Annotated in this window: 24 protein-coding genes and 1 pseudogene; 10 read left to right on the top strand and 15 right to left on the bottom strand. The window is 69.4% G+C overall.

From position 1 onward, the window contains the following. Positions 1–504 precede the first annotated feature (504 nt). The 6 genes from OG948_RS57455 to mihF form a co-directional block, all read right to left on the bottom strand. Positions 505–771, bottom strand: coding sequence for a hypothetical protein (locus OG948_RS57455; RefSeq protein ID WP_331773026.1), 267 nt, complete (start codon positions 769–771; stop codon positions 505–507). After that, positions 764–1,123 carry a hypothetical protein gene (locus OG948_RS57450; RefSeq protein ID WP_331773025.1) on the bottom strand — a complete coding sequence of 120 codons (360 nt, stop codon included), beginning with the start codon at positions 1,121–1,123 and terminating at the stop codon, positions 764–766. The genes OG948_RS57455 and OG948_RS57450 overlap by 8 nt, the downstream gene beginning before the upstream one ends. A 629-nt stretch (positions 1,124–1,752) precedes the next feature. Next, positions 1,753–2,070 (bottom strand): hypothetical protein, encoded by a 318-nt coding sequence (locus OG948_RS57445; protein WP_406300818.1) that lies wholly within the window; start codon positions 2,068–2,070, stop codon positions 1,753–1,755. A 47-nt stretch (positions 2,071–2,117) separates the two neighbouring features. Next, positions 2,118–2,381, bottom strand: a complete 264-nt coding sequence (locus OG948_RS57440) for a hypothetical protein (RefSeq protein WP_331773023.1) — start codon at positions 2,379–2,381, stop codon at positions 2,118–2,120. 549 nt (positions 2,382–2,930) lie between these two features. Continuing rightward, positions 2,931–3,521, bottom strand: coding sequence for a restriction endonuclease (locus tag OG948_RS57435; RefSeq protein ID WP_331773022.1), 591 nt, complete (start codon positions 3,519–3,521; stop codon positions 2,931–2,933). Positions 3,522–3,698: 177 nt separating this feature from the next. Then, the gene (gene mihF, locus OG948_RS57430; protein ID WP_406300817.1) at positions 3,699–4,055 is read right to left on the bottom strand and encodes an integration host factor, actinobacterial type; all 357 of its coding nucleotides are present in this window, start codon (positions 4,053–4,055) and stop codon (positions 3,699–3,701) included. 98 nt (positions 4,056–4,153) lie between these two features. Here mihF and OG948_RS57425 point away from each other — a divergent pair, with 98 nt between their 5' ends. Both OG948_RS57425 and OG948_RS57420 read left to right on the top strand, forming a co-directional pair. Beyond that, positions 4,154–5,410, top strand: a complete 1,257-nt coding sequence (locus tag OG948_RS57425; protein WP_331773021.1) for a hypothetical protein — start codon at positions 4,154–4,156, stop codon at positions 5,408–5,410. Continuing rightward, a complete protein-coding gene (locus OG948_RS57420; RefSeq protein ID WP_331773020.1) occupies positions 5,395–5,610 on the top strand; it encodes a hypothetical protein in 216 nt (71 codons plus the stop codon). Before OG948_RS57425 ends, OG948_RS57420 begins: the two co-directional genes overlap by 16 nt. Positions 5,611–5,896: 286 nt before the next feature. On the opposite strand, the gene OG948_RS57415 is transcribed toward OG948_RS57420, so the two are convergent. Further along, positions 5,897–6,454, bottom strand: a complete 558-nt coding sequence (locus tag OG948_RS57415; RefSeq protein WP_331773019.1) for a hypothetical protein — start codon at positions 6,452–6,454, stop codon at positions 5,897–5,899. Between the two features lie 454 nt (positions 6,455–6,908). On the opposite strand from OG948_RS57415, the gene OG948_RS57410 reads away from it, so the two are divergent. From OG948_RS57410 to OG948_RS57400, 3 genes are read left to right on the top strand one after another with little or no spacing between them, the layout of a single operon-like run. Then, the gene (locus OG948_RS57410) at positions 6,909–7,244 is read left to right on the top strand and encodes a hypothetical protein (RefSeq protein WP_331773018.1); all 336 of its coding nucleotides are present in this window, start codon (positions 6,909–6,911) and stop codon (positions 7,242–7,244) included. After that, complete coding sequence (locus OG948_RS57405; RefSeq protein ID WP_406300934.1) at positions 7,157–7,672, top strand: DUF6461 domain-containing protein; 516 nt, start codon at positions 7,157–7,159, stop codon at positions 7,670–7,672. The genes OG948_RS57410 and OG948_RS57405 overlap by 88 nt, the downstream gene beginning before the upstream one ends. Before the next feature lie 51 nt (positions 7,673–7,723). Then, entirely contained in the window at positions 7,724–8,161 is a 438-nt protein-coding gene (locus OG948_RS57400) for a hypothetical protein (RefSeq protein WP_331773017.1), read from the top strand. A gap of 323 nt (positions 8,162–8,484) precedes the next feature. On the opposite strand, the gene OG948_RS57395 is transcribed toward OG948_RS57400, so the two are convergent. After that, on the bottom strand, positions 8,485–8,874 hold the full coding sequence (locus tag OG948_RS57395; protein WP_331773016.1) for a hypothetical protein: 390 nt from the start codon (positions 8,872–8,874) through the stop codon (positions 8,485–8,487). 645 nt (positions 8,875–9,519) lie between these two features. Here OG948_RS57395 and OG948_RS57390 point away from each other — a divergent pair. Further along, complete coding sequence (locus tag OG948_RS57390) at positions 9,520–10,311, top strand: hypothetical protein (RefSeq protein WP_331773015.1); 792 nt, start codon at positions 9,520–9,522, stop codon at positions 10,309–10,311. A gap of 11 nt (positions 10,312–10,322) precedes the next feature. On the opposite strand, the gene OG948_RS57385 is transcribed toward OG948_RS57390, so the two are convergent. From OG948_RS57385 to OG948_RS57375, 3 genes are all read right to left on the bottom strand, one after another. Then, positions 10,323–10,589, bottom strand: coding sequence for a hypothetical protein (locus OG948_RS57385; protein WP_331773014.1), 267 nt, complete (start codon positions 10,587–10,589; stop codon positions 10,323–10,325). Positions 10,590–11,072: 483 nt separating this feature from the next. Continuing rightward, positions 11,073–11,528, bottom strand: coding sequence for a hypothetical protein (locus tag OG948_RS57380; protein ID WP_331773013.1), 456 nt, complete (start codon positions 11,526–11,528; stop codon positions 11,073–11,075). Between the two features lie 350 nt (positions 11,529–11,878). Next, complete coding sequence (locus tag OG948_RS57375; protein ID WP_331773012.1) at positions 11,879–12,994, bottom strand: hypothetical protein; 1,116 nt, start codon at positions 12,992–12,994, stop codon at positions 11,879–11,881. Between the two features lie 358 nt (positions 12,995–13,352). Between OG948_RS57375 and OG948_RS57370 the strand changes: the two genes are divergently transcribed. After that, positions 13,353–13,517 (top strand): hypothetical protein, encoded by a 165-nt coding sequence (locus OG948_RS57370; protein WP_331773011.1) that lies wholly within the window; start codon positions 13,353–13,355, stop codon positions 13,515–13,517. Between the two features lie 584 nt (positions 13,518–14,101). Continuing rightward, positions 14,102–14,926 (top strand): hypothetical protein, encoded by an 825-nt coding sequence (locus tag OG948_RS57365; protein ID WP_331773010.1) that lies wholly within the window; start codon positions 14,102–14,104, stop codon positions 14,924–14,926. A gap of 973 nt (positions 14,927–15,899) precedes the next feature. Here OG948_RS57365 and OG948_RS57360 read toward each other — a convergent pair. Beyond that, positions 15,900–16,067, bottom strand: coding sequence for a hypothetical protein (locus OG948_RS57360; protein ID WP_406300957.1), 168 nt, complete (start codon positions 16,065–16,067; stop codon positions 15,900–15,902). A 76-nt stretch (positions 16,068–16,143) separates the two neighbouring features. Between OG948_RS57360 and OG948_RS57355 the strand changes: the two genes are divergently transcribed. Together OG948_RS57355 and OG948_RS57350 are read left to right on the top strand one after the other, a co-directional pair. After that, positions 16,144–17,760 (top strand): ISL3 family transposase, encoded by a 1,617-nt coding sequence (locus OG948_RS57355; protein WP_331773009.1) that lies wholly within the window; start codon positions 16,144–16,146, stop codon positions 17,758–17,760. A 162-nt stretch (positions 17,761–17,922) separates the two neighbouring features. Further along, a pseudogene (locus OG948_RS57350) lies at positions 17,923–18,513 on the top strand (helix-turn-helix domain-containing protein); the annotation flags it as partial. A 75-nt stretch (positions 18,514–18,588) separates the two neighbouring features. Here OG948_RS57350 and istB read toward each other — a convergent pair. The 3 genes from istB to OG948_RS57335 form a co-directional block, all read right to left on the bottom strand. Beyond that, a complete protein-coding gene (gene istB / locus OG948_RS57345; protein ID WP_331773008.1) occupies positions 18,589–19,359 on the bottom strand; it encodes an IS21-like element helper ATPase IstB in 771 nt (256 codons plus the stop codon). Between the two features lie 180 nt (positions 19,360–19,539). Then, positions 19,540–19,863 carry a helix-turn-helix transcriptional regulator gene (locus OG948_RS57340; RefSeq protein WP_331773007.1) on the bottom strand — a complete coding sequence of 108 codons (324 nt, stop codon included), beginning with the start codon at positions 19,861–19,863 and terminating at the stop codon, positions 19,540–19,542. Beyond that, entirely contained in the window at positions 19,860–20,924 is a 1,065-nt protein-coding gene (locus OG948_RS57335) for a tyrosine-type recombinase/integrase (protein ID WP_331773006.1), read from the bottom strand. Before OG948_RS57335 ends, OG948_RS57340 begins: the two co-directional genes overlap by 4 nt. Between the last annotated feature and the right edge of the window lie 17 nt (positions 20,925–20,941).

The raw sequence follows: 20,941 nt of genomic DNA, 5'->3' as shown, positions 1-20,941 counted from the left end.
CGGTGATACGCCAGCTGGCGCCGAAGCTCGTCGGTGACCGCGAACCGCGCTCTCCGCGCGGGGACGTACCGGCCCTGTTCACGCGCGACCGCCAGCCACCGCCGGACGCTCCGCTCACCGACACCCAATGCCTGCGCGACCATCCGCACATGCCCCGGCGTCAACTCACCGGTCGACTCCAACACCAACAACCGACGAACCGCGGGCCCGCGCAACGCGACGTCATCCCCACCCGACACCACCGCGCAACCCCCACACCCCGCCGCGACAACCAGCAGGGACCCTACCCGGTGCAGGTCCCACCCCGAAGACCAGGGGCAATCCCACCCCACGACCGGCCGATCCTCACAAGCCGTCCCACCCACCGAACGACACACCACCGGCAACTCCCCCACAAACAAAGGCACATCCCGACCGGAAGCCGACACACCCATCGGACAACCCAATGAGAATCCACCCGGACAACAGCACAAGACCCACCAGCTACGACGACAGGAGGCGGTGTCAGGGTCCGAGCCAGGTGACCTGGGTGTTGTAGATACATTCCCGGCGGGGGACGGTGAGGTATTCGAAGAGGAGATTACGGGCCGGGTCGCTGTGGGTGCGAATGCCCGGGCCGGTGCCCTGGAAGTCGACACCGTCGAGATAGACCATGGAGTTGACCGTGGCCAGGTCCGCGGCCGCCTTCTCGACGGCGGACAGCACCTCGGACGGCAGACCCGCGGCGACCTCTTCCAGGCTGGGCAGCCAATCCCAGGACCAGTCACTCACCGGCGATCTCGCGGTGCGCCTCGGCGCGCAGGCGAGCGATCTCGGTACCCGCGTCCCGGATCTCCTCGGGATCGTGCGACCGCGCCACGACACGCTCCAACTCGCGCAGACGCCGCGCGAGGGCGGGGCGGCGCTCGATCGCCACGAACACGGCCCACTTGCGCAGGAACAGACGCACCGCGTTCGGCTGGAGGTTCTCGGCAACCCAGTCCAGCGCCTCGTCCTCCTCCTGCTGGAACTCCGGCAGAAAGGTCGGACTCAACACGGCCACCGCCTCCCGAAGCGCCCGGATCTTCAACGGCGGCATCGGAATCAGCGGCTCGTCGCCCCACTCGGCATGCTCAGCGGTCATGATCTCCTCCTCCACCACCCAGTCAACCAGAACCATCCGACCCACACCCCCCACCACCACGAACCTGCCAGAGCACAACAGGCCCGGTCAGGCCAAGCCGGTGGGCCGGGGGAACGAGTTGTCGATGCTCGGTCCGGAGCCCCGTCAGGCGCGGCGGGGGGTGTCGCCATCGAAAGCGGGCCCGGCAGCCAGTGGCGCAGAGGTTGTCGAATTCGACCTGGCTGAAGCCCGAGGCCCCGGGAGCAAGCCTTCCAGACCGCCCCCGGCATCGCGGCAACCCATGGGGAACGGGTTCAGGCCAGTCCGCCAGCCCGAGGATGGTGGCGGCGCAGCGGGGGGACTATCGGGGACTCGGCTCAGTGCTTTGTCATTTCGAGACGATCCGCCTGTGTGGCATTTGGCTTTGTCCACGTCCAGCGACAGCGTTTGTTCACCAGATTCAGCAGCATTCGCTCCAGGCGACCAGCTGCGGATGTTCACGAGAAACGCAACATGTGAACAAAGCCAGGCATTGATGCGCGCTTGCGCTTCCTGCGGCATCTGGTCCCACAGCGCTGCCGGTTGGGCAACCACCACGGGCAGCTGTGTGTCGGGACAGTTCCCCGTGGTGGAGAACCTGCGCCGCAGCCTCACTTCGACGGTCGGCGCCCTGTGAGCTCCTGCCACCGGTCACACGCTCCGCTCAGCTCGTCGAGGGCCTCCTTTCGGCGGGGGTCGCGGCTCTGACGGGCCAGGACCTGGGACAGACGCCGACGGGCCGCGTCCAGGGAAGTGGTGTCCTGCCGAGCCTCGGCCAACTCTTCCTGTCTCTGTTCGAGCCACGCGGGCAGGTGGGATCGGAAGTCGTTCTCGTCCGCCACGGCATTCTGGATCTCCACCGCGAAGTCCCGTACCCGGTCCTCGTCGAAGAACTGCACGCTCTCTGCCTCGTCCGTCGCCGCCGGCACGGGACGATGGGGGTACTTCGCCCTGTGCATCCTGCCGTCGGGCCGAGTCAGGTAGATCGAATGGGTCTGCCGGCCGACGCGAAACGGGCCTGAAGGCCGGCGAGCGGAATTGTCCCCGCGTCCGACGAGACCACCGCGTGCTCGTGCAAGACAAGTTCACCGACCCGCCCCGTCAGCCGCACGCCCAAGCCCGGATCGCGGAGATCCTCGACCGCCCGCTTCAGCGCGTCCACCCGTCGGTCGTACTCGGCGCTCTCCGCATCGACTCGCTCCCGTGCGGCCGCCTCCAGCTTGCCGGACTTCTTCTCCACCCCACGCAACTCCCGCCGCGCCCTGGCCAGATCCTCCCGATCGCCCGCATGACGCGCGCCGAAAACGAAAGCCCACCCCCCCGGGATACCTGCTCCGCCTCCACACCACGAAGGCCACACCGCCCAGCAGCACGAACACAACCGCGCGCACACCTTCCACCCCGCCCCTCCCCGATCGTCGTCCAACGCACCCGCTCTGTCATACCGCCCGAAATCCGACGACGTGAGCGAATCGGCCGAGAAGGCGGTCGCACGGGGAACCCGCCGCAAGGCGTAGCCGACCAAAACCGGGGCCGCGTGACTTGCCAGCCATCGGCGTCGTCCTGTTGGCCGGGCGTCTCGAGCTGACCAACACCACCTTCCGAACTCCGCCGATCGGAGTTTGAAGCCTGCGTCCGCGATGGCCGGGATCCGGTTCGCCTTCGACATCAGGGAACCCGGGTCAACTTGGCCGACGGCTTTCATGGCGTCGCTCTCCCGGTGCGCCAGCACCATCAATTCCTCGTCGACGGAGGCGGCCGCACCGCTCGAGGCGTACAACGGTGGGCGTCAGTGCGTGGTCGGGGGCTTGGGGCGGGGTTTGCGGGTGGGGCCCTGGCCAAAGCCGTTGAGGCCGGCGATCGATTCGAGCGGGGTGCCCTTGTTCCACAGGCCGAAGAAGTCGCGGTGGATGGCCAGGATGCCGTTGGCGACAGCGAACTCGGTTGACTGTTTGGTGAACCCGGTGGTGGTCACGAAGACCGCGACGTCGGCCCCGAAGTGCGCCTTCGCGCCCAACAGATCACGCATTTCTCGCGGGGGGATCCGGCTCTTGGTGGTGTAGCGCTTGCACTGGATCACCGCTGTACGGCCGTCGGGAAAGCGGCACAGCACGTCCGCTCCGTTGTCGCCGGCACCGCCGACCCGGCGTACCTCGGTGAACCCGTCCCGGCGGCACAGCCCGGCGACCAGTTCCTCGAACTGCGCGCCGGTCATCGCATCGACCTCGTCGAGCGTCCGCAGACCGACGGCGACCGCGTCCGCCTGCCGCCAGCGCTGGTCCTCCGACCGGACCCGCCGATGCGTGCGGCTCAGCACCCAAGCGCCGAAGGCCGCGCCACCGAGCACCAGGACCACCAACCCGTACAGCACACCAGCCATGTCGGTTCCCCCAACCGTCGAGCCGCTGCGAAACAGTATGCTCACCCGATCGGGCCGTCGGCAGCGTTTCGCCCAATTCGTCACCGGTCGACTCCACTGCGGTCCGGCGACCGCCGGAGCGGGCGGGCACGATCTCACGGGGTCGGAGTCGCCGGTGTCACGTGAATTCCCGACCGGTCAGTCCAGTGGGGCGAACCGTTCCAGGAGACGCTCGCGTTGCCGAACGCCCAGACCGCGTACCCGGCGGCTCTCGGAGATCTCCAACTCCGCAAGAAGCCGTCGGGCCCGCGCCGTGCCGATGTCGGGGAGCGATTCGAGGAGGGCGCGGACCGGCATCTTGCGCACGGCATCGGAGTCGGCGTCCAACACCTCGCGCGGCGACAGTCCACCGCGCTTGAGTGCTTCCTTCACCCGGGCCCGTTCGCGCCGCGCGGCGGCGGCCTTGTCGAGCGCGGCGCGACGCTCCTCGGTGGTCAACGACGGCACGGCCATCACGGTGCTCTCCTCGCGTCGCCCGGAACGGAACGGGCCCATCATGTCTCTTTGCCCGCGGCTTCGACCAGCGACTTTGCAAGGATCGCCGTCGCCAGGTCAAGGATTCCCTGATCACGGCCGCGCAGCACCAACCCGACGTGTGGGATCTGCTGGTCCCCGTTCTGCCCACGAACGGCGAGTGGGACTGGTTCGACGGTCTGCGTGGTGATTTCCCGTTCGTGCGGGAGATGTGGCACCGCGACCGGCTGGACGAGGAACTGTCGAGACACACCGATCTGGTACACGCCGTCCAGGAGCCGGACGGCTATCTGGCGGATCGGATGGCGGAACTCAACGCGGAGCACGCCGTGATGCATCGCGGTATCCCGGATCTGGTGGAGCGGTACCAGGCGTTGGAGCGCCGCGCGCGTGAGATATCCGTCCACTACGACGTGTCCGTCTCGCGGACCGGGTCGGCCACGGTGACCACGATATCGGCGAAGCGCGGTGGCGGGGCGGTCGAGGTGCCGCCGATCGTCTTGTCGGGGGAGGTGGTGTTCGAACGCGGAGCGGTGGGCGACGCGGCGCGGCGGGAGTTGGAGGAGGCGCTGACGTACGGCGGGGACGTGCGGTTGGGCGAGGAGCACCTGCGTCGGTGGCGTGTGCGGGCACCGGCAGAGTTGGGGTTGTCCCAGACCGTGGACCGGCCCGATCGGTTGACGTTGTCGGCGCATCGGGTTCCTTTGCGCCCGGCGTTGTGTGCGACGTTGAGTCTGCTGGGTGGATCGGGTATTCCCGTGCGTTCGGTGCCGGTGCGCTTCGACGAGCGCGCGCAGGGCCGGCTGGGCGCGACGTACCACGGCGAGGACCTCACCGGGCTGTGGTCGACGCGGCTGCGGGTGGACGAACGCGGGTGGACGCTCGACGTGACCCAGCGGGAGGGGGCGATGCTTGCGGGAGCGGCCCTGCCGATGGTGCGGCTGCTCGCCGCGGCCCGGGCCGCAGACACGCTTCGCCTGGGCATGCCGGTCGACGGGCACACCCGCTTTCTCGACGTCGTGCTCACCGACGACCTCCAGGACGACGACTACCGCGTGTGGGCGAGCGCCGTGGAGACCCCGCACTCCGTCCAGGAACGCACCACGGCGTCGTTTCCCGTCCCGGCGCGGATGACCGGTCTCGATGTCCGCAACGTCCGTGACGCCCTGCGTCTGCTCGACGGCGAAGCCGTGACGGTGGGCAACGGGGACGTCCTCACGATCAAGGGTCTGCACCCGGCCGCGGGGGCCCTGGAGCGATTGACCGCGCCGGGGCGGTTCCAGGTCGCGGTGGTCCGGCAGGCGTTCGCGTACGACTTCGAGGGATGGCAACCCCCCTGGGGCCCTGCGCGGAGACGTGCGTGGTCGAGGGGCTGATCAACCTCGACGAGCTGCGCGAGGCCATCGCGTCGGGAGGCCCGACACGGTTGTGTCTTCGCCTGGCCCCCGGACAGGAGTTGCAGCGGCGGCTGCCGGCACACCTGCCGCCCGGCGCCGACCTGCCCACCTCCTCGGGCGTGTTGTACGTGCGGCCGTGGCCCGCGGAGGCAGGAGACGCGGTACCCGAACGAGTCTGACCGGACAACCACCGGGGCCGTTCGGATCGCCGGGAGCCGCGGCTCGGCGCCGGCCGCCGGACCTGCCGCGTCGAGCAGTGGGGCGCCCACCACGGCCGTCGCCTGGCGCAGCCCATCGATCCGAAGGACCCCGCCACCGCACCACCGCACCGACCCGCCCTCGCAAGACCGATCCCGAACATCCCACGCCGAACAACCCCCCACCGCACGAACGCCGACGTCTCGCGGCGTAGCCGAACGCCCCGACGTCGGGATGTGTAGGGCTCCCGCGCCGGCGGGCGCGGGTTCAGGCGTCGCGCCACGCCTGCCGGAAGCGTCCGCGGTCGGCCGGGTCGTCGTCGGGTCGGGCGGCGAGCAGGACGCGCCAGGCAGCGAGTTCGACGTCGCGCAACCACGCCTCGCCCAGGATCGCGGCTTCGAAGCCACCGCGGTCGAGGGCGTCGACCAGTGCCTGCCCCACGACACGCGCGGTGGCGACGCGGCGGTCGCCGGCGATCCCGGAGAGAAAGGACAGGATCTGTCCGGCCGGCCCGTCGCCGTCGCCGGCGAGCGCGCGCAGGACCTGGCCCTTGACGTTGGCCGGCAACAGGTAGGCGCTGTCGGACGTCTTCCACAACCGCGCCCAGAAGTCGTCGGGGCCGCCCGGTTCGGGAAGGACCGCCCACAGGGTCAACAGATGCGCGCCGGCGGCGTAGGAGGAGGAGTGGGCCGCGGCGAGCGTGGCGACGTCGCACACGCCGCGGACGTCGAGATCGGCGACGGGAAAGTCGCCGGGCAGGTTCAACCGCCCGAGCAGGTGCGGCAGCAGGGCCTCGGTCGTGTGAGGACGGTGATCGGGCAGCATCGAAACTCCCGTGGGTCGGGTACGGGCGACACCGGCACGCTCGGCGCCGGTCGGATCGATCCTCGCAACCACCGTGCGACCACCGCGGCGACGTCGGCGGCCCTTGGCCGGGAACAGAGCACGAACGCCGCGTTGTCGCTCCTTGGGCATCGGTGTGAGGATCGGTGGAGGCTCGATGCGCGGACCCACATCCGGCTCCACGACGGACGCCCGGGGTCTCCCACCTTCCAGGGCGCGACACCCGCCGAGGCGCGACGCCATCGCCGCGGACACCGGCCATCGACGGGGATGCTTCCCGGACGGAGGACGGACCGCCAAGATGTGGGTGGTCGAGGACGGCGTCCTCACCGGCTACGACAGAGTCGGCGCGGACCGGTCGTTCACGACCGGGGCACGCGACACGTTCCCCGCCCGCAGGGGTTCCGACGTCGCACGCCGGTCCTAGGGTGGGGGCATGAGCACTGGGGACGGCATCGCGTGGCTGCGCGAGGCCCGCGAGTTCGAGTCCGACCGCTGCGTCACGTTCGCCCGGGGCCTGGAGCCGTTGGAGCTGCTGACCCGTCTGGGGTGCGATCCGGCGACAGCCTCGCCGATGGGGCTCGTCGACGCCACCGAGACCTACTTCGACACCGGGGTCGAGACCATCCGGGCCGGCACCTCGCGCGGATGGGCCCACGCCGTGGAGACCGCGGGAGGTCGGGGATTCAAGGACGGTGTCCTGGCCGCGGTCTCGACCGGCACACCGAGGCGGTACTGGTCTACGGCGACTGCAATCCCGTCGCGTACCTGATCCACGCCCGGGACGGCGAGATCGTGTGCGGCTTCGAGGCATACGCCCCCGGGCACCGCTTCGGAACGGACCCCGACCGGCTCCTCCCGCACATGATCGCCGCCGGGCTCCTCGGCCCCGACGGCCACCCACCCGACGACGGCACCCAGGCGCGGGGATGCGAACTGCGCACGGCCGAGAGCGCGTTCGGCCTCGACCTCCCCCACCACGACGTCGTCCACGGTCTGCTCCTCGCGGCCGGACTCCGCGAAGACTCTCCGAACCCCTACCCCTCGTCACCCAGCCAGGGCGTGTCTGACAAATATGCAGGGGTCGGGCGGACAGACAGGTGCACCGACCGAGCCCGTCCGCGACCGCAGACGGCGACCCCGTCGGGACGGGCCGACGCGACGAAGGTCGGGAATGGCCGCGACGTACAATCGCGGTGAGGGCGAAGCGCCGGGCCGAGATTCCGGCACCGGTGTGAGGGAGGGGCCAGGATGTTCGGTTCGAAGAAGAAGCTCGACGATCCGATGGCGCAGCTCAGGCCCGACCTGAGTCGGGAATCGCTCGGCGTCGGGCCCGACTTCCCGGGCGTCGCCCCGAACCCGCTCCTGAGCGGTGATGCACGCAAGCGCAATGCGGAACTGCGTACGGGGGCGCTTGCGCTCGGCGTTCTCGTCGACTGGCGGGAGGTCAACAGCAATCCACGCGTGGTCCTGATGTTCGACGTGGAGACCGCCGACGGCATCTCGTTCCGCGGTATCGCGGACGAGGACCTCACGATCACCGAGCTCACCCGACTCGCCCCGGGACGGACGTTGCCCGTGCGCTACCGGCCGGCCGTCATGGACCACTACGTCTGCCTCGCCCGGGACGCGGACCCCGCCCACGTGCAGCAACTCTCCGACGAGATCGCGAGCCGCAAGCGGACCTGACCCGAAGCCGTCGGCCGGATCCCCGGGGCGTGTTCGGCAAGGGTCGAGCGTTCCGGCCGGAACTTCGGTCCCGTGTCGCGGTTTCGGTTGCTCTCGGATGCCCGGTGGTCGTTGATCGAAGGGATGCTCCCGAAGCCGACGGGACCTCCGGGCGGGAAGTTCCCGGATGCGCGGTCGATGGTCGAGGGGATCATCCACCGCCATCGGTGCGGGATCGCAGCCCGGATCGCGCCGTGCGCATCGAAATCAACCGAACCCCCGAGGGCGGGCGTGCGCGAAACGTCGGCCGCCCGTGGTCCTCTCGTCTCGGCGGCGACCGTCGGCTACCGCGGACGGTAGGAGTTCGCGATCTCCCCCACCGCGACCACCATCGCGACCAGGCCGACGGCCCACGCGAGGACCGCGCCGCAGCGCACGGCCCGCACACGGGCGAGGATCGCCACCGTCCCGACGACGGCCAGGACCGGCCCGCCGAACCACGGGATCTGCCAACACAACGCCCGACCCCTCGCCATGCAGATCAGACCATCCGCCGCCGAACCACACGGATCGCTCGCCATCGCCCCCAGCGGCAGAACCAACATCAACACCCCGGTCGCCGCCCACAACAACACCAGCGACGACGCCACCACCACGCCACGACCCCCGGCGCCCGCCCCCGACGCCCGCATCCCGCCCACCGCATCGCGCCGCCCCACCGCCCTCGTCGTCATGCACCCACCCTCCCGGGGCGAAAGGGCACACCCACAGGGGCGACGTACTCAACCGAGCGCGTCCACGTACTCAACCGACCGCGCTCACCCCGGCCGTCGCCACGCACGCGAGGCGCGACACACGCCGGATACCGGGCCCGCGGTGCACGTGGACGCCGCTGGCCGCACCGAGCGAACGGCGCACCGCGGTGGGTGGTCCACAGACCGTCGGCACGGCGTCGTGTCGCGACGGGCTCGACACAACGCCGTGGAAGTTCGCCGAGCCGGACAACTTCGCGCGATCGCGCCCGCGTCGAATTCCTGGCGAACACCGACGAGCCCGAGAGCCACACCCGGCACGAAACACTCACGCTGAGCATCGACGATCGGATCGTCGTGGAACCCGCGGACATCGAACTGCAGGACGCCTGACACCACATGCCCGTTGCCGCCATGCGTCCGGCGACCACGGCCACACCAACGCGCGAAGTCCCCTTCTTGCGCGGGGACTTCGCGCGTGGGGATCCCCGCGGCCCCGGCGCTCGCGCCCACGCACGGCCCGGGGTGGCGCCCCGTGTGTGGTCGCTCGGATCCTCGAATGCGGCCATCGGGATGCCCGTCTTCGGGTCGCGGCGGCGTCCGGAATGGCTGGTTGAATGCGGTCCCATGACGGATTGGTCGCTGCTCCATCACTTCGAAGGCCCGGCGGACGACATACCGGTCCTGTTCGCGAGTCTCACCCCGCAGAACCGGAAACGGACCTGGCGCGACCTGCACGGCAGGCTGTGCCGGGACGGGAGGGTGTGCCCCGCGAGCTTCGCCGCGTTGCCGCTGTTGTGGGAGGTCGCCGTCGGCGGGAGTCCGCCCGACCGCGACGCGGCGCTGTCCCTCGCCGGCGACATCGTCGCGAAGGGACGCCGGTACCGCGAAGAATACGACGCGGCCCTCGAGGCGCACGCCTTCCGGATCGCGGGGATGGCGACCCTCGCGGACGCGCACCTCGCCGACCACGCACACCGGGCGCACTACATCTCGCTGCTGTGCGGCATGCTCGCGCTCGAGGGGCACCTCGCCTGGGCCTGGGCGCTCGACGACCTCACCGACACGTTCCTCGCCGTCCACTGCCCCCACTGCGGCGCCGACGTCACCATCTCCGTGGGCCGTTACGGAGACCACTCCGCGATCCGGGACCGGCATCGGGGAGACATCGACCGCCGCCCCCTGCGGCCGGCCGCGGCAGGCGAGTTGTCCCCACTGGGCGCACGCCTGCTCTCGATCGCGACCCGCGACGGGCAGATCTCGCTCGCCCGCGGCCTGCCGTACCTCTTCGGAACGGCGCAATGCCCGCCCTGCGCAAACCCGTTCGCGATCGCCCCCGCATTCGAGAAACGCGTCGCATCCGACGGCGAGCCGAGGCTCCCGGGTACCCAGCGGCAACATCATCGAGGAACCGGCTGAACAGCGGACGTTCAGATGTGGGCCCGGATCTGCTTCACCGGATGGCCCAGTCGCTCCCCGAGTGCCGTCAACTCGTCCTCGCCGAACCAGAGGCGTTCGGGGTTCCAGATTGCGATCTCGAAACGGGCGAAACCACACGGCCAGTCGTAATCGAGCACATCCAGAGTGGTCGAACCCCCACAACACGGGACCTCGACCGCGAGCGTGGTGAACCCGTCGTCGCGGTGGGCCTCGAGGAGGTCGCCCCACCACTCGGTGTCGATGGCCGCCCGGCACAACGGGCAACCGAGCCTCTCCAGGTTCCCCCACAGTCGACGGCAGTGACCACGTCGTGCCGGATCACGTCGATCTCCACGCCCACACCGTCGGCAACCCCGATTGTCAGGTCCTCGACCAGCGCCATGACGCGATCGACCCCATCACGGTCCGGCTGCCACCGCGGATCACTCGGAATGATCGACAGGACGTCATCGCTCACAGCTTCCTCACCTCGTCAGGCCACGGCAACATCGCGACGCAACGCTATCGATCACACGTTCCGACGCTGTACGGACATCACCTCGCGCAGCAACACCCACGTTCGAGCGCCTCCTTCACCCCCACCCGATGCAAGGACTGGAAGACTGACCGCGTCTGCGTTGGGTGTGGTCACGACGACGTGAACCATCTGCCGTCGCTCGCGTCGCGGCCGGCGCGCGTACCGGTGACGGCCGGCACGAGGGCGCCGAACACGGGAGCCGGGGATGCGCGGGAGGTACTCCTCAGGGCATACCGCCGGTCGGTGCCGCATAGCGGGCGACGATCGCGGCGAGGGAGTGCCACTCCCGGTCACTGAGTCGGTACGGGTTCTTCCCCCGGTTCCTGCGCTTGCTGTCGAAGATGCCGCAGTCGACAAAGGAGCCCTTGTCGGTCAGCACGTCGTCGGCGTGCAGAACCGTACGCGGCACGGTGACCGGCACGGCCTGTTCGACCCGTAGGTGCAGGAAGCGCGTGCCCTGCAGCGTGTACTGCCCGCGTACGACCACGCCTTGCGAGACCACGATCTGTGTTTTGGCACGGTAGTCGGCGCGCCACAGAAGGTACGGCTCATCCGGTTGCGGCGCCTCGGCCGGGGAGAAGTTCCGCCCCATCGACCATCGGAATCGCGAGCCGACACCGTGTTTGGTCGCATCGAGGTTGCTCGGACTGCCGTCCCAAGCCAGCACCCAACCGGTCACGCGTGCCCCCTGATCCCCGGCCTCGGAAGGCTTTCCGCCGGGCTTGGAGGAGGTCCCATAGCAGGACGGGGTTTGGCAGGTCTTGGGTCTGTTGGCGCTGCCGCCCGCATGGTGCCCTCCATGCTCCGTATGACGTCTCACCGTACCTCGGCGCTACCACCGCGGCGGGGTATCCGGTCGAAGTGCTGGTCAACGTAGGCCGGCATGGCTCGGTACACGTCAGGTGAGACGGGTGAAGCGCTGCCAGAGCAGCGGGAGCAGTTGCTCACCGCAATCGGCATGCACTGGTGAACACGGTGTTGCCCGGGGGGATCCACACACACCGACCACCACCCGGAATCACGGCAGCCTCACCACGCGCCCCAGGAAGTCGACACGGGAGTGATGTCACGGTCGTGCCAGGTGGCGACCGCCTCCTTGACCCGTCCCACACGGATCAGCAACGAAGCCAGGGTGGCGACGTCCCACTCCCTCGTGCTCGGTGTGAGGATCTCGATGGCCTCGTCGAGGCGCCCGGTGAGCGTCAGGAGGTCGACCGGATGGCCCCTCATGTTCGAGGTGTCGGCGTCCGGACTCGCGCGCACTTCGGCGATGGCCCGGTCGGCACGGCCCAGCTCGGAGAGCAACCAGACATGCAGGCCGAATAGTTCGACCGACATATCGGCGACCGGGGCCAACCCGTCGACCATGGCCAGAGCCTCCTCGGCCCGCCCGCGTTCGATCAGCAGGATGAACAGCGACTGCAGAGCCCATGCCTCGTAATACTCCAACCCCGGCGCCGGGCGCAACAGCTCGACCGCCTCGTCGACGCGGCCGTGTCGGAACAGTATCTCCGCCGTGCCCAGCGCGGGATTCAGGCCGCCAGTGGCGACGAACGGTCGCAGGGCGTCGACGGTGTCGTCCACGCGGCCCCGTTCCTCCAGGTGGAGGGCCAGACGCGACGCCGCGTGCACTCCGCCGGCCCCGTCGGCGAAGTCCCGCAGCTCCGCTTCCCGGTCGTGGCGCGCGAGGATGTCGGCGTACTGCTCGACCAGGTTGACCGACCCGTTTGGGTGGTGGACTCGAGTGGCCAACAGGGCCAGGGCCTCGTCGACGCGGCCTTGGCGCTCCAACACCTCGGCGGGCAGACCCACGACACGGGGGAACTCCCCGAACGACGGCTCGGCGGGCACCGCGGGCAGCAGGCGCAACACCGTGTCGTCACGGCCACATCCGGCGGTCAGGTCGACCAACTCCCAGGCGCGGAACATGTCCGCGGTGCGCGGGGCCAGCACCGCGATCGCCTCGTCGATCCGGCCTTCGCCGGCCGACAGCGCCGCCAGCCGCTTGATCGCGGGCCCCTCGCCGCGCTCCGCCGCCGGGCGGACCAGGGCGATCGCCTCGGCCGTGCGCCCCCACCCGGCCAGGTGCTCCGCGACCGTCTCCACCGCCACCCACCAACTAGTGTCGGCGAACGGCGCCAACACCCCCAGCGCCCCGTCCCGCTCACCCCCGCGGCAAGCACCGACGCCCACTCCCGCGCGCAACACCAATCCCCCGCCCGCGCCCGGAAACGGAGTTTGAGGTCGGCGAGTGACGGGCCCGCACGAGACGGAGGACCGGCCTCATGTACGACAAGCCCGCGACGGTGACCTTGTTCAGCGGCCCGAATCACACGGGTGAAAGCTGCGAACTCCCGACCGACGACAACACCTACTCCTTGAAGACGAACTGACTCGGATCGGCTCGGTCAAGATCCAGCAATCCGACCACTCCAAGGACACCGGATGGGTCGTTGCCGCGCGCCTGTACCTCGAACGCCCCGAACACGAACACGACTCCGGGATGCAGGCGTACAACGACTTCGAGAGTGTCTCCGACACGGAGGAGTGGGCCAAGCCCACCTACGTCCAACCGCTGAACTACCTCCCCGTCCGCTCGTTTGGGTCCGGGGCAGACATGATCCGTAGGCCGCAGAAGCGCACCATCCACGACACGGTCCAACGCTGATGCGCTGACCGGACGACGCGGTGACCCAGCCGGCGCCCGCAGGTCGCGGGGCGCACGGCCAATGTCACGGCACGCCGAGCAGGGCATTGTCCTCCCACCGGTCGACGACTTCGAGGTAGCCGGCTTGGACTTCGGAGTGCAGGCCAAACCGCCCGGCTCGGCGACGATCCGAGGGCTGCTGGGCGCTGCCGCCACACCGTGGCGCGACACCGGCCGCCTCCTGGAGCCCCGGCGAACCGTCGCAGACACGTCATGGCAGAGAGTGACAATGACCGCACCCCAACCCAGACGGCGCCGAAACGTTCTCACGCCACCTGCAACACCCACCCCAGCCCACACCACCACCCACACACCAACCACCGCCCCCGGAATCACACCGGATGATTTGCGGGTTCCCGCGGCGATACGATCATGTTTCCTCCGCGTGTGTGACGTCGGGCCGTCGGGGCCCCCGGCTCGGGCGGCGGACGGTGCCGGCCGTCTCGTCTCGCGAGCGATCGAAGGGTGCCTCCCCCTTGCGCGTCGGGGCGGGGACCGGGATCGTCGTCGGTGGAGTGATTACGCGCCTGCGGACGGGAGCGATCATGACAGCGACGACGGCGATGGCGGCGTTGTGGACGTTGGTCGCCGGTGTGGGTGCGTTCGTCGTGGTGTGTCTGTCGCTGGGCATCGCGCGCTGGTGGGTTCTGAGGCCGGGCAATGCCGTGGTCGCGCGGGCGAAGCGCGGCGAGATCACGCTCTGGCAGGCGGCGTGCGAGGCCCAGGGCGCGCGGGGCTTCGTCTGCGCGGGCGCCCGAGTATTGCACCGGCGCGGACTGGTGCACATCTCCCGGGACGGTCTGGTGACCGCGACCGACACCTCGCCCGACCAGGCCCCCGACCCGTACAGCGCTCGGATCCTCGACGCCGTCCGCAGGCGCGCGGCGCTGGGTCGGGTGCGACTGCGCGACCTCGCGCACGACCTCGATCATCGGGACGTTCCCCGGGTCGCCCCCGAGCTGGATGTGATCGAACGGCGTGCCAAGGCCGTGACCACGACCGCCACGCGCGTGACCACGGCAATCGTCTGGGCCTGCACGATCACGTGGGCGGTGCTGGTCGTCCCCGACTGGGCATACCTGTACGCGGTTCTCGCGGTGGGCGTGTTCCTCACCATGTGTGCCATCAGAGGGGGAGAATTCCTGGTCGGCCGGTGCGGCCCTCGGCACCCGCGCAAGCGCCTCGGGGCACATTGCGCCGCGGTGTTGTCGCGGTATCTGACACCAGACGAGGACCAGGACGTCCGCGACGCGGTGGACCGGAGTTGGGAGCACACCGACGCGCGCACCGTGACAACCGAGACCACGCGACTACACGAAGACAGCGTGGGCATCGAGGCCTGCGGGGGCATGGACTGTGCGTTCGGCTGAGACGTCGAAGCCGGATGGTCGCCCGCCGTAGCGCCCCGCCGCCCGGATCGTCCCGGGCCGACGGCGACCTGCAGGCCATCGTGCGCCGGCCCCGGTGACCGCGCCCGTGGGCCCACCGGTGCGTTCGAGGGTGCGTGGGCGGTGCGGCCGGGGGTGAGGTGCCCCCGGCCCGCCGGACGCCCGAACAGGCAGGTCGGGGCCTCTGTTCGGGCTCCCGACGACGCCGACATCTCCTTCTGCGTCTTTCGTACCGGCCGAGGTGCTTCTCTCTTTCTCGCCCGGGCCCGAGGCCCCGTTATCCGTGCTTGCCGTCGCGCGCCGTGCACCGGTCGACCCGGGGCCTGTGCGACAGCTACTACCCCGCAGTGTCCAGGCCATCTTCATGCCACCTCGTACACCCGGGCCGACAAACATCACCGGCTCGCGGCCAGGTCGAACAGACAGTCGGTTCTGCCGTGGGCGCCGGCCGGGCCGAGCACGATCGGCAACAGAATCAAACGGGACACCGCGGCTGCCCCGAAGGGCCGGAAGGCAACACCCCATGCTCGCGCGGGTCCACGTCGGGACTCCCGCATGTTCGTGGACCCCGAATCCGTGCACGTGGCCGGGTACACCGGCTCGAACGTGACCAGGCGCAGGCGGGGCGTGGCGAGCGAGGCGTGTTGGACTGTGCCGCAGTTGCAGGAGTTGCTCGACGAATGGATCACGACGGAAGCCGTCGAGGTCTACCGCCGCCTCACGACCGCGAACCCCGGCCGCACACGAAGCCCCTCGCCACGGCGTCGAACAACCTGTCGGTCAACTACGGCGGGCTGGGCAGACGCAACGAAGGCCTGACCGTATAGGCCACCCGCAGGCGGACGCACGGCGCCGAACATTTCCGGGGTGTCGGCAACGGGTGAAAATTGGTTCTGGATCACTTTCCGTGCTGATATGACTAGCCGTCACCGACCGAGCCAGGAGCGGGTTCCGGCTACGAAGCGAGGAGCACGCGCTTGCGCAGGAGGTCCAGGCCGGCCCGGCCGAACATCTGCCGCTTCAGCATCTTGATCCGGTTCACCTGACCCTCCACCGCACCCGAGCTGAACGGCAGACTCAACCCCGCCTCCACCGCCCGAAGATCAGAAACGATCCCGTTCACGAACGACACCAACGCTTGTGATCCATTTCGACGTTCTCCGACTTGGCCGGTACCACGTTCGTGATGATCCATGGCCGTGAACGACGTGGATGCCAAGGAAGTCCTGTTCCCAGGCCTGGGCGACCTGGAGATAGCGAACATCGAGATCGACGGCGACAGCGTGACCGTCGCGGCCCGCGCGTGTGCGCCCGAGGCGCCTTGCCCGGCCTGCGGCGCCAGGTCACGTCGGGTCCACAGCCGGTACCAGCGCCGGTTGGCGGACTCGGCAGTCGGTGGTCGCAGGGTGGTCGTGAAGCTGGAGGTCCGGCGCTTTCGCTGCCGCACCATGGCGTGTGCCCGGGCGACATTCGTCGAGCAGGTCGCCGGATTCACCTTCCGCCACGGGCGACGAAGCCTGCGCCTGCACACGGTCCTGCAGGCGGTGGCACTGATGTTGGCCGGCCGAGCCGGCGCCCGACTGTCCGACGTGCTCAACTCGACGATCAGCCGCTCGACGCTGCTGCGGATGATCCGCGCGATGCCCGATCCGCAGGCAACGACACCACGAGTACTGGGAGTTGACGACTTCGCCCTGTGCAAGGGCCACGTCTACGGCGCCGTACTGATCAATGTCGAGACCCGTCGTCCCGTCGACCTTCTACCCGACCGGGAGGCCACCACCCTCGCCCGCTGGCTGACCGAGCACCCCGGCGTCGAGGTAATCTGCCGAGACCGTGCCCCCGGCTACGCAGAAGGCGCCCGCGTCGGTGCACCGAACGCGGTCCAAGTCGCAGATCGCTGGCACCTGTTCCACAACCTCACGGAAGCCGTGGAACGCTGCGTCACCCGACACTCCACACGACTGCGTGAACCCGCCCGTGTCCCCACCCGGGAGGAATCCGCAGCCGCCCTCGCCGAACTGGAGAAGATCACCACGACGGCGAAGGCGGACCGGGCGGCACACCGATACGCGGACCGCACCCACGAGCGACATCAGGCCGTGCATACCCTGCTCGACCAGGGTTTGTCCCGGCGGGAGATCAGCCGCCGGCTGGGCTTGGCCCGCGGCACCGTGAGCCGGTTCGCCCGGGCCGACGCCCCCGAGGACCTCGTGGTCGGCAAGTGGCAGGGCCGTGCCAGCGTTCTGGACGACTACAAGCCCTACCTCCACCAGCAGTGGCAGGAAGGCCGCACCACCGCGAGGACGCTCTTCGACGAGATCAGGGCCGCCGGTTACACCGGCGGCCTGACCGTCCTGCGCGACTACCTGAGGCCCCTACGATCCGGTTCCCAGCCGCAGGACCGCTCCACCCGACCGCCCTCGGTCCGCGACGTGACCTCCTGGATCACCCGCCACCCCGAGGGCCTCACCCTGGAAGAGACCCTCAAGCTCGAGGGCGTCCTCGCCCGCTGCCCCGAGCTCGACACCACCGCCAACCATGTCCGAACCTTCGCCGAGATGATGACCGCCCGTACCGGCCGCAATCAGCTGACCAGCTGGATCGACCAGGTGAAGGCCACCGGTCCGCCCGAGTTGGTGTCGTTCGTGAACGGGATCGTTTCTGATCTTCGGGCGGTGGAGGCGGGGTTGAGTCTGCCGTTCAGCTCGGGTGCGGTGGACGGTCAGGTGAACCGGATCAAGATGCTGAAGCGGCAGATGTTCGGCCGGGCCGGCCTGGACCTCCTGCCCAAGCGCGTGCTCCTCGCTTCGTAGCCGGAACCCGCTCCTGGCTCGGTCGGTGACGGCTAGTCATATCAGCACGGAAAGTGATCCAGAACCTGAATTGAGGTCCACGGACGGCGCATCAAAAGCGGGCCACTCTGCGATCTCTTGATCATCCTGACTTCATTGGTACTGGAGTCAGGAGGAAGAGAGGTGATCCACGTGGAGGACTGGGCTGAGATTCGCCGGTTGCACCGGGCTGAGGGCTTGTCGGCGCGGGCTGTCGCTCGGCGGCTCGGGATCTCCCGAGGCACGGTGCTGCGGGCACTGGCCTCGGACCGGCCGCCGCAGTACCGGCGGGCGCCGAAGGGTTCGGCGGTGGATGCGGTGGAGCCGGTCGTGCGGGAGCTCTTGAAGGAGACCCCGACGATGCCTGCCACGGTGATCGCGGAGCGGATCGGTTGGGAGCGGGGGCTGACGATCCTGCGCTAGCGGGTGCGGGAGCTGCGACCGGCCTACCCGCCGGTGGACCCGGTCTCCCGGACGATCTACCGGCCCGGAGAGCTCGCTCAGTGCGACCTGTGGTTCCCGGCCGTGGACATCCCGCTCGGCTACGGCCAGTCGGGGCGCCCGCCGGTCCTGGTCGTCGTCTCCGGGTATTCGCGGGTGATCACGGCCCGGATGCTGCCCTCGCGGCAGACCGGCGACCTGATCGACGGTCACTGGCGGCTGCCGGCCGACGGTTGGCACGCAGTCCCCAAGACGCTCGTCTGGGACAACGAAGCCGGCGTCGGCAAAAGCAGGTTGACCAGCGAGTTCGCCGCGTGTCGGCGTACTGAGGAATGTGCTCAGCCGAGTACAGCCGAACGTGCCCAGTTGTCAGGCGACGTCGGTTTCGCGCTCGATGGCCTTCAGCCGGTTCTTCAGTCGATAGCTGGGACCGTTGATCGCGACGACGTCGCAATGGTGAAGGAGCCGGTCGAGGATGGCGGTGGCGAGGACCTCGTCGCCGAACACCTGTCCCCATTCGCTGAAGGTCTTGTTCGAGGTCAGGATGATCGAGCCCTTCTCGTAGCGCTTGGAGATCACCTGGAAGACCAGGTTGGCTTCGGCGCGTTCGAGGGGCTGGTAGCCCACCTCGTCGACCACGAGGACGCCCGGCCGCAGGTAGGAGCCGAGTTTGGAGGTCAGGCGCCCGGCGGCCTCTGCGGCCTTCAGCTGTCGGACCATGTCGTCGAGCGTGGTGAAGTAGACGGAGAACCCGGCCCGGCAGGCCGCGACCGCCAGGGCGACGGCGATGTGTGTCTTGCCGACCCCGGGCGGCCCCAGCAGGGCGGCGTTCGCCTTGGCCTCGACGAAGCACAGGGTGGCCAGGTCCTTGACCTTGCGCGGGTCGAGGTCGGGCTGGAACGAGAAGTCGTAGTCGTCCAGCGTCTTGTGGTGTGGCAGCTTCGAGAACAGCAGGGCCCTGCGGAAACGCCGGTCGTCACGGACGGCGAGTTCCTCGGAGAGGACGAGGTCGAGGAAGTCGAGATAGCCGAGCTTGCCTTCCTCGGCCCGGCGCGCGAACTGGTCCAGCCCGTCGGCGAGATGGGGCAGGCCGAGCTTGCCGGCCGTGGTGCGGATGCGGTTGCCGGTCAGCTCGCTCAACGTGTTTCCTTGCTCTCGGGAGGGGTGTTGAAGGGGCGGGTGCCCGTGAGTTCGTCGTAGATCGACAACGGTCGGCGGCCGACCTCGATCCGAGTGGCCGCGGCCCGGTTGAGCAGGGCCCTGAGCGGCCCGGCCTCGTCGCCGAAGGCGGTCGTGCGACGCGGCCCCGGCAGGTCCGGTTCACCGGTGGTGACCCGGCGTCCCCGGCCGGTGGGCAGGCCGTTCCAGCTTCGGTGTTTCCGCGACCGGCCGCAGGGGCGCCGCGGGTCGTTCGACGGGGGTGGTATCCACCTCGAAGAGGTCGTTGGGGGTGCACTCCAGGGCGGTGCACAACGCGATGAGGGTGCTCATCTTCACCTGCGAGGGTTCCTTGGTGAACAGCGCGGACACCGACGCGGAGGACAGCTGGACGCCGGCGCGTTCCGCCAGGAGCCGCTGGAGTTGCGTGCCGGTCCAGACCTCGCGCTGGGCGGCGGCCATCCGCAGTCGCCATCGGATCTTCACGAGCGACCGTCCTCTCCCGCGGTGAGTTCGCCGAGTGTGGTGGTGATCGCGCGCCGATAGGCGTCCTCGACGAACGTCGCGGACGGGCGGACGTATCTCATGGTCGAGCCGACGGTCCAGTGGCCGAGGAGTTGCTGAATGGCCACCAGGTCCACACCGCGCTCGTAGTTGTGCGTCGCGCACGCCCGCCGTAGAGCATGTGGACTGAACCGGTCGGCGGGCGGTCGGCCCTCCAACTCCATGAGATGGCGCCGGCGATTGCGGATCGTCCCGCGATGCAGGGGGCCGCCTGACTCGTCCGCGAACAGCACGGGCGAGTCCGGGAACCTTCCGCGGACGTCGTCGAGAAACCAGTGCAGCACCAGGTCGAGGCCGTCGAGCATCGGCACCCACCGCGGGCGCGGACCGGAGGTGCGGGCGCCCTTGCCGAAGCGGACGTGGAGCTTGCCGAACGGACCGCGCGAGAAGTGGACGTCCGGAAGGTCCAGAAGCGACGCCTCCTCCGAACGACGGCCGGCGTGATAGAGCGTCCGGAACATCGCGTAGTCGCGGGCGGCGGGTGCGTACTTGCGCGCGGTCGCGATCCGGGCCTTGAGGAAGTCGAAGAACTCGACCACCCGCTCGGGAGCCGGTGGCGCCTTCTCGGCCGGGGAGTCGTCGCCGACATGGCGCGAGGCGTTGAACTCGTCCACCGGACAGACCAGCCGGACACCGAAGCCCGTCTCGATCTCGACGGCCTTGCGGACCTGCAGGAAACGATGGAAGGCATTGAAGATCTGCACGTATCCGCGTCGAGTCGACGCTGTCCGGCTGGCAACGGCCAGGTCACCGACGACGCGGTCGATGTCCTCCGGGGTGACGTCCCACGCCGGCCGCCCGAGCGCGTTCAACGTTCGCTCCAACAGGCCGATGTCGTTCTCGATCGTCACCGGACTGAAGCCGCGCGCCCGCCACGAGGCGACGAACGCCTCGACGCACTCGGCCTGGAACTCCGCCGGATCGGCGGTCACCGGTTCAAGCGGGACGCCGCCGCCTCGGATCACCCGCAACTGGGACGTCACCGGCACACCTTCCTCGC

Origin of the sequence: Embleya sp. NBC_00888 (assembly GCF_045207655.1) — a bacterium.
GTDB lineage: Bacteria > Actinomycetota > Actinomycetes > Streptomycetales > Streptomycetaceae > Embleya.
Note: the sequence above shows the minus strand (reverse complement) of the source record. Positions and strands in the feature narration are given on the sequence as shown.